The sequence below is a fragment of the Rhodococcus sp. NPDC055024 genome, from assembly GCF_053608585.1.
On sequence record NZ_JBSGVT010000001.1, the window covers coordinates 1265557 to 1279914 of the forward strand.

16 protein-coding genes and 1 pseudogene are annotated in these 14358 nt (G+C 61.4%); 8 read left to right on the forward strand and 9 right to left on the reverse strand.

All coding sequences use genetic code 11. The features are described from left to right. The first annotated feature begins 44 nt into the window (after positions 1-44). The 4 genes and pseudogenes from ACWF6P_RS05820 to ACWF6P_RS05835 all read left to right on the forward strand — a co-directional run bounded on the left by ACWF6P_RS05820 (position 45) and on the right by ACWF6P_RS05835 (position 3442). Entirely contained in the window at positions 45-1421 is a 1377-nt protein-coding gene (locus tag ACWF6P_RS05820; RefSeq protein ID WP_452620335.1) for an MFS transporter, read from the forward strand. Further along, on the forward strand, positions 1418-2437 hold the full coding sequence (locus tag ACWF6P_RS05825; RefSeq protein ID WP_452620336.1) for an ABC transporter substrate-binding protein: 1020 nt from the start codon (positions 1418-1420) through the stop codon (positions 2435-2437). The genes ACWF6P_RS05820 and ACWF6P_RS05825 overlap by 4 nt, the downstream gene beginning before the upstream one ends. A gap of 21 nt (positions 2438-2458) precedes the next feature. Continuing rightward, positions 2459-3159: pseudogene (locus ACWF6P_RS05830) on the forward strand (2OG-Fe(II) oxygenase). After that, positions 3149-3442 (forward strand): Ada metal-binding domain-containing protein, encoded by a 294-nt coding sequence (locus tag ACWF6P_RS05835; RefSeq protein ID WP_452620337.1) that lies wholly within the window; start codon positions 3149-3151, stop codon positions 3440-3442. Before ACWF6P_RS05830 ends, ACWF6P_RS05835 begins: the two are co-directional and overlap by 11 nt. On the opposite strand, the gene ACWF6P_RS05840 is transcribed toward ACWF6P_RS05835, so the two are convergent. The 3 genes from ACWF6P_RS05840 to ACWF6P_RS05850 are packed head-to-tail and all read right to left on the reverse strand — an operon-like array spanning position 3405 to position 4703. Continuing rightward, entirely contained in the window at positions 3405-3833 is a 429-nt protein-coding gene (locus tag ACWF6P_RS05840; RefSeq protein ID WP_378542135.1) for a VOC family protein, read from the reverse strand. The genes ACWF6P_RS05835 and ACWF6P_RS05840 overlap by 38 nt on opposite strands. A 40-nt stretch (positions 3834-3873) precedes the next feature. Next, positions 3874-4356 (reverse strand): SRPBCC family protein, encoded by a 483-nt coding sequence (locus ACWF6P_RS05845; protein WP_019745615.1) that lies wholly within the window; start codon positions 4354-4356, stop codon positions 3874-3876. 2 nt (positions 4357-4358) lie between these two features. Then, complete coding sequence (locus ACWF6P_RS05850; protein ID WP_378531033.1) at positions 4359-4703, reverse strand: ArsR/SmtB family transcription factor; 345 nt, start codon at positions 4701-4703, stop codon at positions 4359-4361. 94 nt (positions 4704-4797) lie between these two features. Here ACWF6P_RS05850 and ACWF6P_RS05855 point away from each other — a divergent pair, with 94 nt between their 5' ends. Together ACWF6P_RS05855 and ACWF6P_RS05860 are read left to right on the forward strand one after the other, a co-directional pair. Next, positions 4798-5454, forward strand: coding sequence for an alpha-ketoglutarate-dependent dioxygenase AlkB family protein (locus tag ACWF6P_RS05855; protein ID WP_452620338.1), 657 nt, complete (start codon positions 4798-4800; stop codon positions 5452-5454). 389 nt (positions 5455-5843) lie between these two features. Beyond that, positions 5844-7343 (forward strand): flavin-containing monooxygenase, encoded by a 1500-nt coding sequence (locus ACWF6P_RS05860; protein ID WP_452620339.1) that lies wholly within the window; start codon positions 5844-5846, stop codon positions 7341-7343. A gap of 101 nt (positions 7344-7444) precedes the next feature. Here the strand turns inward: ACWF6P_RS05860 and ACWF6P_RS05865 are convergent, their stop codons facing one another. Beyond that, positions 7445-7903: a hypothetical protein gene (locus tag ACWF6P_RS05865; protein ID WP_452620340.1), complete on the reverse strand. Its 459-nt coding sequence runs from the start codon at positions 7901-7903 to the stop codon at positions 7445-7447. Positions 7904-7999: 96 nt separating this feature from the next. On the opposite strand from ACWF6P_RS05865, the gene lexA reads away from it, so the two are divergent. Beyond that, the gene (lexA, locus tag ACWF6P_RS05870; protein WP_317552332.1) at positions 8000-8689 is read left to right on the forward strand and encodes a transcriptional repressor LexA; all 690 of its coding nucleotides are present in this window, start codon (positions 8000-8002) and stop codon (positions 8687-8689) included. Between the two features lie 13 nt (positions 8690-8702). Here the strand turns inward: lexA and ACWF6P_RS05875 are convergent, their stop codons facing one another. The 4 genes from ACWF6P_RS05875 to ACWF6P_RS05890 are packed head-to-tail and all read right to left on the reverse strand — an operon-like array spanning position 8703 to position 12042. After that, entirely contained in the window at positions 8703-9116 is a 414-nt protein-coding gene (locus ACWF6P_RS05875; RefSeq protein WP_452620341.1) for a (R)-mandelonitrile lyase, read from the reverse strand. Between the two features lie 29 nt (positions 9117-9145). Further along, complete coding sequence (locus tag ACWF6P_RS05880) at positions 9146-9532, reverse strand: DUF2255 family protein (RefSeq protein WP_452620342.1); 387 nt, start codon at positions 9530-9532, stop codon at positions 9146-9148. Then, on the reverse strand, positions 9507-10979 hold the full coding sequence (locus ACWF6P_RS05885) for an MFS transporter (RefSeq protein ID WP_452620343.1): 1473 nt from the start codon (positions 10977-10979) through the stop codon (positions 9507-9509). Before ACWF6P_RS05885 ends, ACWF6P_RS05880 begins: the two co-directional genes overlap by 26 nt. A 25-nt stretch (positions 10980-11004) precedes the next feature. Beyond that, entirely contained in the window at positions 11005-12042 is a 1038-nt protein-coding gene (locus tag ACWF6P_RS05890) for a zinc-dependent alcohol dehydrogenase family protein (RefSeq protein WP_452620344.1), read from the reverse strand. Between the two features lie 167 nt (positions 12043-12209). Between ACWF6P_RS05890 and ACWF6P_RS05895 the strand changes: the two genes are divergently transcribed. Then, the gene (locus tag ACWF6P_RS05895; protein WP_452620345.1) at positions 12210-13094 is read left to right on the forward strand and encodes a helix-turn-helix transcriptional regulator; all 885 of its coding nucleotides are present in this window, start codon (positions 12210-12212) and stop codon (positions 13092-13094) included. Between the two features lie 27 nt (positions 13095-13121). On the opposite strand, the gene ACWF6P_RS05900 is transcribed toward ACWF6P_RS05895, so the two are convergent. Then, the gene (locus tag ACWF6P_RS05900; protein WP_452620346.1) at positions 13122-14264 is read right to left on the reverse strand and encodes a diguanylate cyclase; all 1143 of its coding nucleotides are present in this window, start codon (positions 14262-14264) and stop codon (positions 13122-13124) included. Between the last annotated feature and the right edge of the window lie 94 nt (positions 14265-14358).

Sequence of the window (14358 nt, forward strand, 5' to 3'; positions counted from 1 at the left end):
CTCCATAGTTAGGGCGCACTTACCGCCCTACTCGGAGGTTGACCATGTCGACACGACGATGGCTGCCGCTCATCGCCGCATGCATCGGAACTTTCCTGTTGCTGACGTACGCCACGATCACGACGATCGCGGTGCCGGCCATCGCAGACGGTTTGAACGGCAGTACGGGCGCGATGTCCTGGGTCGTCGACGCGTACACACTGGCCCTTGCTGCGCTTCTGGTGGGCATGGGCGCGCTCGGCGATGTATGGGGACGCAAACGCCTCTACATCTGCGGCCTGGTCGTGTTCCTGGTTGCGACGGCCGTGTGTGCTGTTGCTCCGGACGTCACGGTTCTGGTCACAGCTCGCGGCGCGCAAGGAATTGCCGGTGCAGCGATGTTCGCGACGCTCCTGCCTCTGCTCGGCGACGCATACTCGGGCCGTGATCGTCACGTCGCCTTTGCCGCGTGGGGCGCCGTCGCCGGATTGGCGGCCGGAATCGGGAATGTTGCAGGAGGGCTGCTGACGCAGTTCTTCGACTGGCGTGCGGTCTTCTATTTCGGAATCCCCGTGGCCGCAGTAGCGCTCGCAATGGCTGTTTTCTGTTTCGCCGAAAGTTGGCGCGGCGACGACAATATCGACTGGGCCGGAATGGTTTTGTTCACTCTCGCTGCCGTTGCCGCGGTTCTCGGCGTGACGTGGGGCGGCGACGCCGGGTGGACTTCGTCTTCGACAGCTCTCGCCTTCCTCATCGCAATCGTTGCGTTGACGGCATTTGTGTCCTGGCAGCGTCGAAGCAGCAGTCCGATGCTCGATCCGGCCTTGTTCCGATCCCTGAAATTCGACGGAGTTCTCGTCGCGGCTTTCGGTTACTACCTTGCGGCTTACGGCCCGCTCGTAGTTCTTTCACTGTGGCTGCAAAACGGGTTGGAACTGTCGGCGTCGACGGCCGCACTTGTGCTCTCGATTCAACCGCTCGCTTTTGTCTTCGTATCAGCACTGGGTGGATCACGGCTTCAGCGAGTCGATCTTCGATTTTCGCTCGGATTCGGGACGGTCCTCTGCGGAATCGGTTGCCTGGCAATGTTGTACGTTCTCATCGCGCCGATCTGGCCGGCGCTTATCGCCGGACTGATTCTGACGGGTGTCGGTTCAGCCATGGTGTCGCCGGTGTTGCCAGGTGCCGCGATGTCGGATGCTCCGGCAGAGCGCGCCGGGACGGCTTCGGCCACAGCCAACTCGTCGCGCCAATTCGGGCTCGCAGTCGGAATTGCTTTGTGCGGCTCGCTCTTCGCCGGATCGGACGAGTTTGCTCTGCTGTGGCCGTTGGTCTTCTGCGCCGGCGTCGGAATACTCACGGGTTTTGGATCGATCCTTCTCTTTTCTCGCTCGTCATCTCCTGCAACAGTTCAACCAATCGCCGAAAGGGCACACACATGACCACGCTGCTCACTCCACGACCGCACAGGCGTCTCGAGATGGACTGGAATCGTCGCAGGTTCCTCGGCGCAGCAGCAGGATTGGCTGCTGCGCTGGCAGCGGCCGGGTGCTCACGCTCCGGCGCAGATGCCGGCGGCACACGCGATGCCGGTTGGTCCTTCACCGATGATCGCGGAACCCTGATCGAGTTGGCTTCACCGCCGAGAACATTTGTCACCTACACCGGAATCGCGGGTGCTCTGTGGGATTACGGACTGGTGCCTGTCGGTGTTTTCGGGGCGCTCACACGATCGCCGGGATCGACGGACGCCAGCATCTCCGGCAACTTGGATTTCTCGAAGACCGACATGGTCGGGCAACTCTGGGGGCAAGTGGAACTCGAAAAGATCGCTGCGCTGGAGCCGGACGTCGTCATAGTCCCTCAGTTGCGTGGTTCGGCTCTACTCGACGAGGCGAACTTGGATGCGGTGAAGGGCTTGTCGACAGTACTGTTCGTGGAAACGGCAGCAGGAACCATCGACCGAACCGTGCGAGAGATCGTGGAACTGGCCGTGGAACTCGGAGCAGACCCGGATATGGACGTGCAGCGAAAGGACTACGACGCTGCGCGCCAGCGGATCTCCGAAGTTGCTTCTTCACTGAACAATTCACCCGTACTATTCGCCTCCGCAGATCCGGACACGATTCGAGTCAGTCGTTCCGGATTTCCGATCCTCGCAGACCTGGCGGGTTTGGGTCTTACCGTCGTCGATCCAGCAGAGGGATCGTCGGTCTACGTCGAGAAGCTGGCCTGGGAGATGGCGGACCACTATCCGGCCGGCATGATCTTCCTCGACGATCGTCCGTCCAGTTTGCAACTCGATACGCTCGGCACCAATCCTGCGTGGTCCAACTTGCCTGCGGTGAAGGCGGGGAAGGTCGGCACCTGGAATCCGGAACCCGTACTCAGCTATGCCGGGATCGCCCGTACTTACAATACTTTGGCTGACCAACTGCTGGCATTCTCACATTCCTGACTGCCGCGTCGTCTACGACGTATGGACCTGTTCACTGATCTGTCTGCTCGAGTTGATTCCCTCGATTGGCCTGCACTGTTGGGTGTGCACAGACGACACCGCTACTCGACGAATCGGAGTGTCGCGAGATCGCTTCCTGGTACTCGGACGTCGACCGATTTCGAAGCACGATCGACATGGCTCGGTACCGCTTCGGTCAAGGGGAGTATCGATACTTCGGTGATCCGGTACCCGAGCCGATCACCGCTATGCGAGCGGCTTTCTACCGGCAACTTCTCCCGATCGCGCGAGAGTGGGCGTTCAAGCTGGGGGACAGCGCACCGTGGCCGGACACTTTCGAAGGATGGATCGATCAATGCCGCAACGCCGGCCAGAATCGACCTACCCCGATTCTCCTGTCCTACGGTCCTGGCGACTGGAATGCACTGCATCGGGACCTTTACGGAGAGTTGGTGTTTCCCTTGCAGGTGGTGATCGGGCTCGACAGACCTCGGATCGATCACGCCGGGGGAGAGTTCTTGCTCGTCGAACAGCGGCCGCGCGCTCAGTCGAAAGGGACTGTCACGGTGCTCGAACAAGGTCACGCGTTGATCTTCACCACGCGGGATCGGCCGGTCCAGAGTTCTCGGGGGTGGTCCAGAGCCCCTGTGCGACATGGTGTCAGCGTGGTGCACTCGGGTACGCGTCGAACATTGGGATTGGTGCTTCACAATGCCGAATAGGACGTACATTCTCCGCGACGCCCGCAACAAACCTTACGAGAGTTCGATGCCCGGTGCGCTTGGCGGGCATAGGAAAACGAAGATCTACGGCCGACTCGACTGTCGAGGGGCGGCGCAGGCAATCGCGCGTGGTGGGTATGTCGCCAGTCGGGTGTTCTTCGCGGACGAGCCGACCGCGATTGCGGCCGGCTATCGCCCCTGCGCTGTCTGCATGCCCGAAGACTACGCAGCGTGGAAGGCGGGTTCTACGCGCCGAAGCGGTCGCGGTACTCCTTCGGAATGAGCGGCTTGTCGCCGCGGACCTTCAGCTGCTGGACAGCCCAGGTATTACCGTCCGGGTCGGCGAATCCGAAGAAGGTGCCACCGTCACGCTCGTCGAAGACGGTGACCTCACTGGCATCGACGCCGCGGTCGATGAGCTCCTGCCGAGCCGCTGCAGCGTCGGCCACTACCAACTGCAATCCCTTCAACGAACCAGGGGCCATCTCGGTTTGCGACGGCAGGTTGCCGATGACGATCGAGCAACCCGAACCACGCGGAGTGAGCTGAGCAATCGTCATGTGTTCGTTGACGGTGTGGTGGTCGAGATCGAAACCGACCTTGTCACGGTAGAACTCGATGGAGCGGTCGAGGTCGCTGACGGGAACGATGACTACTTCGAGGGTCCAGTCCATGAAACTGCCTTTCGCTGAGGAGGTTCGGGCAAACAGGTGGTCAGAGTTGCGCGACGATCTTGTCCAGGCGTTCGTAACCTTCGGTGACGCCGAGTTCCATATTGCTCTCGATCATTCCGTCTCGCGCTTCGAGGCTCGGATATACGGAATGGCCGGAGAGGCGGGTGCGTCCATTGCCCAGATCCTCGAACGTGATCGATTCGATGCTGACGACGTCGGGAAATCCCTCGTATTCGAAGGTTTGGATGGCAAAGTCGTTCTCGCGAACGACGTGAAATACACCATTGAACCGGAACTCTTCGCCCTCGGGGTTCCGATGGACGTACTTGTATCGACCGCCGCTCACGAACTCGTATTCGTCGATCTCCATCTCGTATCCGTTGGGGCCGAGCCACTGCTTGACCAGTTCGGGATTCGAATGAGCCGCGAAGACGGCACTGACGGGTGCGTCGAATTCGCGGGTGATGTCGATGTACGGCACGCCCTCAGGAGCCGTGATGGTGACGGGATTGGTGGTAGCCATGGCTAAGTCTCCTTCTGTGTGGTGCTGAGTAGGTGATCGAGCTTGCGGAACTGTTGTTCGTGGATCAGTCGATAGCGGTCGATCCAGGCGGTCAAAGCCTCGAGAGTTGCGGCGTTGAGATGTACCGGCCGCCTCTGGGCGTCGCGGCTGCGAGTGACCAAACCAGCGGCTTCGAGTACCTGAATATGTTTGGAGACAGCCTGTTTGGTGATCTCGAACGGCTCGGCCAACTCGTTGACCGTTTGGGGGCCGCTACTCAGGCGGGCGATGATCCGCCGTCGTACCGGGTCGGCGAGCGCCATGAACGCTTTGTCGAGACGCTCGTCTGCCCCTGGATCCACGATCACTTGTCAACCATCTCCTTTATCAACCAATCTGTTGATTACGATACGAGCCGATGTGGAGGGTGTCAATGCCTCGGGACCGATTAGCGTGGAAACCATGAACGCTCTGATTCCTCGGCCACGATTGGAAGTGGCGCCAGGGGCGATCCTCGTTCCGGATTGGCTCAGCGTTGAACAGCAACGCACCTTGGTGGCCGAGTGCAGACGGTGGGCAACCGCACCCGTACCGATGCGCTCCGCTGTTGTCCCAGGTGGTCACAAGATGTCGGTGCAAACAGTTTGTCTCGGTTGGCATTGGCAGCCGTACAAGTACACCCGCACCGCCGACGACGTGAACGGTGCGCCTGTCGCAGCGGTGCCCGACTGGCTCGCCGACCTCGGCCGCACCGCAGTTGCCGCTGCCTACGGTGACCCGCGTGCGGGGGAGAGCTACGCACCCGACACCGCTCTGATCAACTTCTATGACGAGGGCGCTCGCATGGGCATGCACCAGGACAAGGACGAGCGCTGCGACGCTCCCGTCGTCTCACTGAGCGTCGGGCAGAGTTGTGTCTTTCGGTTCGGGAATTCCGCGAACCGGAACAAGCCGTACACCGACGTCGAATTGCACTCGGGTGATCTCTTCGTGTTCGGCGGAGAGTCGAGGTTCGCGTATCACGGTGTGCCGAAAGTTATTGCAGGAAGTTCTCTTCCGGGCATCGGTCTGCCATCGGGGAGGCTGAACATCACGTTGCGAGATACCGGAATGTCCTGACAGTCTCACCCCTGTTGTGCGACTGGTTCAGTAGGGTCGAAGTCTGCGCTGGAAGGTCCGTCCCCGACCATCTCGACCAACTCGGTCGACGGCGGAGTTGGCAGAGTGCGCCAGCGCTCTCGTTCGAGGCTTTGGGGTTGTATCTCGTTCATGCCCTCATTATCGACTTCCTACTCCATTCCGTCGGCTATTTGTGGGTGGATATCTGCTAGGCCTCGTGTCCGACGTCGATATCGAGTCGGGTCGAGATATTGACTGTTACCGTAAGTCGCACATACTCTGGTTACTGGCGCTGACCGAAGGGAACCCGGCCTGAAACGACCGATCGTTCTCGGCCACCGCCGACGCCAGATGTAGCTTCGCGACGACCTACGAAACGAGTTTCCTCCATGCCACAGCATGTCGACGTACTGATCATCGGCGCTGGCTTGTCCGGAATCGGCGCGGCTTGTCACCTCATTCGGGAGCAGACGGGAAGCACTTACGCGATCCTCGAGCGCCGGGAAAATATCGGTGGCACCTGGGACCTGTTCAAGTACCCAGGCATCCGTTCGGACTCCGACATGCTCACTTTCGGATTCGGTTTCCGTCCGTGGATCGGCACCAAAGTGCTCGCCGACGGCTCCAGCATCCGGGACTACGTCGAGGAAACCGCCAAGGAATACGGCGTCACCGACCACATCAACTTCGGCCGCAAGGTCGTGGCAATGGACTTCGATCGCGCGACTGCTCAGTGGACCGTGACCGTCCTGATCGAGGCCACCGGCGAGACCGAGACGTGGACCGCGAATGTCCTCGTCGGCGCCTGCGGTTACTACAACTACGACAAGGGCTACCGCCCCGCCTTCCCCGGTGAGGACGACTTCCGCGGTCAGATCGTGCACCCACAGCACTGGCCCGAGGATCTCGATTACACCGGAAAGAAGGTCGTGGTCATCGGGTCCGGTGCCACCGCGATCACGCTGATCCCGTCGATGGCCCCCACTGCCGGCCACGTCACCATGCTGCAGCGCTCGCCCACGTGGATCCAGGCACTGCCGTCCGAGGACCCTGTTGCCAAAGGTCTCAAGCTCGCACGCGTTCCCGACCAGATCGCTTACAAGATCGGTCGAGCCCGCAATATCGCACTGCAACGCGCCAGCTTTCAGCTCTCACGTACCAATCCGAAGCTGGCGAAGAAGCTGTTCCTCACCCAGATTCGCTTGCAACTCGGCAAGAACGTGGACCTGCGTCACTTCACCCCCAGCTACAACCCGTGGGATCAGCGTCTGTGCGTGGTTCCCAACGGAGACCTGTTCAAGGTGCTCAAGAGCGGCAAGGCCGACATCGTCACAGACCGTATCGCCAAGTTCACCGAGAATGGCATCGTGACCGAGTCGGGTCTCGAACTCGAGGCCGACATCATCGTCACGGCGACCGGCTTGAACGTGCAGATCCTGGGCGGGGCGGCAATGAGCATCGACGGCGAGCCCGTCAAGCTCAACGAGACGGTCGCCTACAAGAGCGTGCTCTACTCCGACATCCCGAACTTCCTGATGATCCTCGGCTACACCAACGCATCCTGGACGCTCAAGGCCGACCTGGCCGCGTCCTATCTGTGTCGCGTACTCACGATCATGCGTAAGCGCGACTACACGACTTTCGAGGTTCATGCCGAACCTGAGGACTTCGCCGAAGAATCTCTCATGGGCGGAGCCCTGACCTCGGGCTACATCCAGCGCGGCGACGGAGAAATGCCGCGTCAGGGTGCCCGCGGTGCGTGGAAAGTGGTCAACAATTACTACCGCGACCGCAAGCTGATGCACGACGCCGAGATCGAAGACGGTGTGCTGCAGTTCAGCAAGGTCGATATTGCTGTCGTGCCTGATAGCAAGGTCGCCAGCGCATAGTCGACTCCACCTGAGGCGAACCGGTCGCACCACCCAGACGTCGGTCCGACGTCTGGGAAGGCTGAACGTGGCGCTGCGAGATATCGGAATGTCGTGGCAGCTCAGGTTGACGACGCCCGCTTGACCCGTACGTTATGCACAACCATCGGGACGGTTATCGCCAGAACCATGGCTATCGCGAACAACGATATGAAAACCCAGGGACGTCCTGCTTCGGATGCCCGGACGGTCAACACTGCTCCACTCGTAAGCAAGGGCATTCCTGCTGCTGCGAGCAGATCGAGGTGCCGCGGGGCGACAGGAGGTCCGCCGAAGTATGGTAGTCGGATGCCCGCATTCTCCCGAAGCATCCGACGCTCCGACATCGCGTAAGTGCTCGCGCCGACCGCGAAAATAGCCAGTCCGAGTACGGCGAGACCGACTCCCGTTCGCGTGGTGAGTGCGGCAAACATGAACACCGACATCACTGCCGGGTAGAGGACGACCATCTTCCAGAGGGGAGTCTTGGTCCGCGTGTCGACTGCAACACTCACCGAGCGCATCGGTTCGAGGGGCTCCATCAGCCCAGCGTGCCAGGTGCCGCTCGCAAAACAAACTGTCTGCGCCGTTTTCAGGGAGGCTGCAGATCCGGGCAGTACTCCGGCTGCCTGGCCGAGATGTCGGGACCTCTCACTACGATTCTCGTCGTGACCGATTACGACGATCTCGACATGTTCGGTGGCCTCGACGCCTCCTCCCTGCCGCTCCGCCAGCAGCAGATTCTGATGACCATCCGGGATCTCGTTGCTGCCAACGGGTGCACGCCGAGCACGCGGCAGATCGGAGACGCGGTTGGCTTGCGCTCGACATCGACGGTGTCCAAGCACCTCAAGAGCCTCGAGGAGAAGGGCTTCCTCCGCCGGGGAGCGGCCATGGCTCGGCAGTTGGACGTGCGGCCTTTCCTCGTGGGCGCGAAGGAACAGTCGTCGTCGAATACCGTGACGGTTCCAGTGGTCGGCGACATTGCCGCCGGCGCGCCGATCCTCGCGGAAGAGCACACCGACGAGGTGCTCGCGCTTCCTCGCGAGCTCGTCGGTTCCGGCACGGTGTTCGGTCTTCGGGTGCGTGGTGAGTCGATGGTCGACGCAGCAATCTGTGACGGTGACGTCGTCGTGGTGCGCCGCCAAGACGAAGCCCATTCCGGTGAGATCGTTGCCGCGATGATCGACGGTGAGGCCACCGTGAAGGTGCTCCGACGCCGCGACGGTCACGTGTATCTCGAGCCTCGCAATCCCGCGTACAGCGTGATCGACGGCGACCGAGCGGCCATCTTGGGCAAGGTTGTTTCCGTGATGCGACGTATCTGAGACTTATCCGGTCTCAGCGACGGTTGGCGCGGAGACCGTTGTATTCCTCGTCGGTGACTTCGTCGCCCCACGTGGTTTCGGCGCTACCGTCGCCTGGTCCTTCCCACAGTGCGAGGTGGCTCATGAAACGATCTGGTGCCGCGCCGTGCCAGTGTTCTTCTCCCGCCGGGGTATAGACGGTCTCGCCCGGGTGCGCTTCGATGATCTCGCCGCCGCGAGCTTGAATCAGCGCGGTGCCGGAGACAATGTGGAGGGTCTGCCCGAGGGCATGTGAATGCCAGTCGGTTCGCGCACACGGTGAAAAGCGAACCATGTTGGCGCGCATCCTCGACGGCTCCTGGCCGGCGTAGATGACGTCCCACCAGACGTCGCCGGTGAACCAGTCGCCGGGTGCCTTGCTGGTGGGCTGGGGCGTCAGGATTTCCATGAGTTCTCCTCGGGATCGAAAGGGTGAGTTCAGTTCTGCGTCAGCGGAACAAGTCGAATTGTGTTGGGCGCGGCCTCCGGCCCGGTCACGGAGCCGACAATCTGTGGGCCGTAGCGGTCGTATTTGGTGTGATAGGCGGAGTCGATCACGGAGTGGGCATCCGCTGTGGCGGCCTCGAAAGAGACGTCCCGTTCAATTCCTCCTGCTCGGATTCGGCCCGTTCCGCTTGCCGTTGCTCGGACGAACCAAGGGTTGTCGGTTCCGTATGCCGAGCGCACGTACAACTCGTTGCCGGCCCGAACAACCCATATGCTGACGTACGGCCTCGCGGTGCCGTCGCGGCGGAACGAGGAGATCTGCAATTCCTCGGCACTGCCGATCTTGGTCAGTTCAGCCTCGGTCCACGAGTGCGACATCTCTGGTTCCTTTCTCCGGTTCGAATTGCTGTGTGGTACTTCGCGTTCTCGTAGCCGGGACGATCAGTGCGAGAACTATGACGAGACAAGCGGCGAGCAGGACGGTTCCTGTGGTGAGAGCCGTTGACACGTGATCGGTGAGTGCGGTTGCAGCGTCGTCGGCAGTGGATCCGGCTCCTGCCGAGACCGCGACGAGGATGCCGAGCCCGAGAGCGCTGCCCAGTTGGTGGGCAGTGGTGACCAATCCTGATGCGGCACCTGCATCCTCGGCCTGTACTCCGGAGATACCGGCGGAGGTCAGTGGCGCGAATGCCAGCCCCTGCCCGGCGCCGATCAAGATCATCGGAAGCGCAATCGCAGTGAGATACGAGCTGTTGGGATGGACCAGGCTGAGCCAGCCCATGCCGGCGAGAGTAACGGCAATGCCGACCGAAAGAAGCGCGGAGTTGCCGAATCGCGGCGTCAGTCGCGGAATAAGCATCGCCACAGCAAAATTGACGATCGTCATCGGGAAGAAGGCGACGCCGGCTTGGAACGCGCTGAAGCCCAAAACACCTTGGAGCAGCTGAGTAGTGAAGTAGAAAAATCCGATCATGGCACCCAGATAGAGCATTCGGGCGGCGTAGGCACCGGATCGCTCTCGGCTACGGAACAATCTCAGGGGCATGATCGGTTGTTCCGCACGCGCTTCGTTGAGGAAGAGCAGGATCAGAAGTGTCGCCCCAGCCGCCAGGGTCGAAACAGTGATCGGTGAGGTCCACCCCGCTTCGGCCGAGTTGACGGTGCCGAAGACGAGTGCGGTCATGCCGAGTGTGGCGAGAACGGCGCCGGTCACATCGAAACGTCCGGTGTTCGGCTCGGTTTCCGGAATGAACCGGGGAGCGAGCACGATCATCGCGATACCGATCGGAACGTTGATGAAAAAGCCTGCGCGCCATGACACCCAGTCGGCCAGAGCGCCACCGATCACGAGTCCGAGGCTGGCGCCTATCCCTGCTGCAGCGCCGTACCAGGCAACAGCGCGCGTTCGCTCCCGGCCGGGTGGGAAACTGGCGGTCAACAGCGACAGCGACGCCGGGGCCACCACCGCAGCTCCGACGCCTTGGAGAGCGCGTGCCGCGATGAGCCACCACCCGTTCGGTGCGACGCCGACGAGAAACGACGCAATCGCGAAAATCGCGAGCCCGGTGACGAATACGCGACGACGACCGAAGATGTCCCCGAGACGAGCGCCCAGCAGGAGAAGGCCGCCGAACACCAGGGTGTAGGCGTCCTGGACCCAGGAAAGACCGGTCGCCGAGAAACCCATGCTGATGTGGATGCTGGGTAGACCGGTGAAGATGATCGAATTGTCGAGCAGGATCATGAAATAGCTGATCAGAATGATCGCCAGGATCGCGGTGGAATTGATTCGACCGGCGGCCGGGTTGTCGGCAGTGTGAGTCACGCGCTTCTTCTTCACAGGTGGTGGATTACGGGCGGACGAGGACCTTCAGCGATTCACGGGAATCCATGGCTCGGTAGCCTTCCGCAACGTCGTCCAGTCCGACGGTGCGGTCGAAGACCTTGCCCGGCTGGATCTTTCCGTCAAGAACGTCGGGCATCAGTTCTTCGATGTACGCGCGAACGGGAGCCGGTCCGCCGGTGAGAGTGATGTTGGGCCCGAAGAGTGTCCCGAATCCGATTGGAGCTTCTTCGTATTGGGGTACTCCGACTCGGCTGATGACGCCGCCCGGTCGGACAACTCCGAGTGACTGCTCGTAGGCAGGCATATGACCTACCGCTTCGAGAACGACGTGAGTACCGTCCCCGCCGGTCAGTTCACGGACTTTCTCGATGCCTTCGTTGCCACGTTCGGCAACCACATCGGTTGCTCCGAACTCGAGGCCGAGGTCCGTGCGGATCTTGTGGCGCCCCATGAGGATGATGCGCTCGGCACCGAGGCGTTTGGCGGAGAGCACTGCCATCAGGCCCACTGCTCCGTCTCCGATGACCGTGACCGTCGTGCGTTGGTTGACGCCGCCCTTGACCGCCGCGTGATAGCCGGTGCCGAAGACGTCGGAAAGCGTCAGCAGTGACGGCAGGAGTTCGGAATCCTCGCCCACCGGTGCCTTGACCAGGGTGCCGTCTGCCAACGGCACGCGGATGGCCTCCGCCTGCCCGCCTCCGATCCCGTTTCCGGCCCAGAATCCGCCGTGTCGGCAGGAAGTCTGCAAGCCTTCGCGGCAGAAGTCGCACGTCCCGTCCGACCAGGCGAAGGGAGCGATGACGAAGTCGCCCTTCTTCAACGTGGACACCTCCCGACCTATCTCTTCGACCACTCCGACGAACTCGTGGCCCATCGGGGAACCGCCTGGCGTGGCCGGCATGTTGTGGTAAGGGTGCAGGTCAGAGCCGCAGACGCAGGCCCTGACGACCCGTACGATCGCGTCCGTCGGCTGCTGAAGTACTGGATCCGGCACGGTCTCGACTCGAACGTCTCCGGCGCCGTACATGATGGTTGCGCGCATGATGTCCCCTCTTGCTTATGGTGTTGCGTGCTTCTGGGTCGACGTTTCTGCGTGAACCGGTCGACTGCAATGAGTCAACGCCGCGCATCGCGGGCGCGGGAGTGTCTGTTGTTCCAGGTAACGGCAGTACCTCCCTCTGTCATCGCCGCTCGAGTAACGTGAACTGCATGGACAACCGAGCCGAGATTCGCGAATTCCTCAGCTCCCGTCGTGCTCGCATCACACCCGAGCAGGCAGGACTGCCGGCCTACGGCGGAAACCGTAGAGTCAAGGGATTGCGCCGTGAGGAAGTCGCTCTGCTCGCCGGTGTGAGCATCGACTACTACGTACGCATGGAGCGCGGAAATCTGGCTGGAGCGTCGGACTCGGTACTCGAAAGCCTCTCCCGAGCACTACAACTCGACGAGGCCGAAACTGCCCATTTGTACGACCTGGCGAAGGCTGCCGGTGCAGGCGCACCGAGTAGAAAGCGGCCGGCGCCCAAGGGCGTGAGCCCGGCGATTCAGCAGATACTCGACGCCATCACCGACGCCCCGGCGTGGGTACGTAATGCCAGGCACGACATGCTGGCGGCCAATCGCATGGCGCGCGCGTTGTATTCGCCGGTCTTGGCTGATCCGCGTAGGCCGGCGAATAACGCCCGCTTCGTGTACCTGGACCCGGCGTCGCAAGACTTCTTCGTGGATTGGGAGCGCGCGGCAGACGACATTGCCGCGATGCTCCGCTCGGAAGCGGGGCGCAATCCCCACGACAAGGCGCTGACCGAGCTCATCGGTGAACTTGCCACCCGCAGTGAGGTATTCCGCACTCGTTGGGCGAAACACAATGTGCGCTTTCATCGGACGGGTTTCAAGAAGGTTCGCCACCCCGTCGTCGGTGACCTGGAACTGAACTTCGAGGCGATGGAACTGCCGTCCAATCCCGGGCTGACACTGCTGGTCTACACCGCAGCGCCTGGGACGCCGACGGCTGATGCCCTCAAACTCTTGGCAAGTTGGGCGGCTACCCAGGATCAATTGGATCCGGCGCACGACAGCGAAGCGTCGCTCTAGAAGTCGATCGGTATGTGACGTGCTGATTCAGCTCAGATGCGTTACCGCCCAGGCTACCTGGTCTCCACCTCGTCGCTTGGCCCGATACATCGCGTTGTCGGCGTCGGCAAGTATGCGATCGATGGTTCCCGGAGCGTCCGGGATTGTCGAGGACAGCCACACGCTGGCGCCGACGCTCACCGAGATCGACTGTCGGCCGGCGGGCCGCGATATCGAGTTGTGGATGTCGACCACGGTTTTTTCGATGCGACGTGGCTCGACAGGCATGAGAATCACGAACTCGTCGCCGCCCGTCCGCGCCACCAGCCCGATCTCTCCGACGGCCGAGTTCAATCGTCGTCCCACGGTCACCAGCATCCGATCGCCTTCGGCGTGACCGAGTTTGTCGTTGACGCTCTTGAACGAATCGACGTCGATCACTATCGCAAGGACTACGTGTCCCCGGAGTTCATCGACATCGAACAGCTGGTGCCAGACATTGTGCAGCCCACGCCGATTCAGGGCAGCGGTGAGCGGATCTCGCCAAGCGTGTCGTGCATCGTCGGTCAAATACAGGACGAGAAAATGCACGGTCATCGCGGCTGAGGCGATAACACACCCGATGACCAATCCAGTGGACACCGACAGTGAGGAATCGGTATCCGGATCGGTGACCGCTCGAATTGTCAGGAGGGCTACGACCAGCAGTGCGCCGGCGATCTGCGCAGTCACTATCCGGGGGCTGTGAAACACCGACGAATAGTTCGCGACGACCACGAAGAGCACAGCACCGGTCAGTGCCAGGAAGCTCGCATGGATTCCGGCGAGCAGGATCAGGGACAAACAGATGTTGGTGAGCGCAATGAATCGAACGGATTGGCGGTGGCTCGGCCAGGATCGTCCGAACGACCAACGAATCATGCAGTACAGCGCGATCACGCATGCTGTCCCAGCAGCGAGTCGTTCAGGGACTTCGGTCGCGCCGCCCTTCACGAATTGAGCCAGTACGGCGAGTGCGACGAACACCGCACACCAGAAGGTGACGACGACCCTGGCTGTCCCCAGCATCGATCGAGCAGCCAGAAACCTGGGGAACCACTCGCCGTCGTACGCAAGGGACCACCAGCGACGCAACAGTCCCGTTGTCTGACGGATATTCTGCCCCAACCCCGCAGCGCCACTGACTCCCATGAAACCCCCTCCGAGATCTTGCGAAAATTCCCGGAGGTTTCTTCGTCAAGATTTGATCCCCGAACAAGGTACCCGATAGTTGAAAGACGCATTA

Coding starts and splice junctions, on each gene's coding strand:
- lexA (WP_317552332.1), top strand. CDS start 8,000: ATGTCGGGACCTCTCACTACGATTCTCGTCGTGACCGATTACGACGAT.
- ACWF6P_RS05900 (WP_452620346.1), bottom strand. CDS start 14,264: ATGGGAGTCAGTGGCGCTGCGGGGTTGGGGCAGAATATCCGTCAGACA.
- ACWF6P_RS05880 (WP_452620342.1), bottom strand. CDS start 9,532: ATGTCGCACTCGTGGACCGAGGCTGAACTGACCAAGATCGGCAGTGCC.
- ACWF6P_RS05875 (WP_452620341.1), bottom strand. CDS start 9,116: ATGGAAATCCTGACGCCCCAGCCCACCAGCAAGGCACCCGGCGACTGG.
- ACWF6P_RS05835 (WP_452620337.1), top strand. CDS start 3,149: ATGCCGAATAGGACGTACATTCTCCGCGACGCCCGCAACAAACCTTAC.
- ACWF6P_RS05895 (WP_452620345.1), top strand. CDS start 12,210: ATGGACAACCGAGCCGAGATTCGCGAATTCCTCAGCTCCCGTCGTGCT.
- ACWF6P_RS05865 (WP_452620340.1), bottom strand. CDS start 7,903: ATGGAGCCCCTCGAACCGATGCGCTCGGTGAGTGTTGCAGTCGACACG.
- ACWF6P_RS05845 (WP_019745615.1), bottom strand. CDS start 4,356: ATGGCTACCACCAATCCCGTCACCATCACGGCTCCTGAGGGCGTGCCG.
- ACWF6P_RS05820 (WP_452620335.1), top strand. CDS start 45: ATGTCGACACGACGATGGCTGCCGCTCATCGCCGCATGCATCGGAACT.
- ACWF6P_RS05825 (WP_452620336.1), top strand. CDS start 1,418: ATGACCACGCTGCTCACTCCACGACCGCACAGGCGTCTCGAGATGGAC.
- ACWF6P_RS05840 (WP_378542135.1), bottom strand. CDS start 3,833: ATGGACTGGACCCTCGAAGTAGTCATCGTTCCCGTCAGCGACCTCGAC.
- ACWF6P_RS05890 (WP_452620344.1), bottom strand. CDS start 12,042: ATGCGCGCAACCATCATGTACGGCGCCGGAGACGTTCGAGTCGAGACC.
- ACWF6P_RS05855 (WP_452620338.1), top strand. CDS start 4,798: ATGAACGCTCTGATTCCTCGGCCACGATTGGAAGTGGCGCCAGGGGCG.
- ACWF6P_RS05860 (WP_452620339.1), top strand. CDS start 5,844: ATGCCACAGCATGTCGACGTACTGATCATCGGCGCTGGCTTGTCCGGA.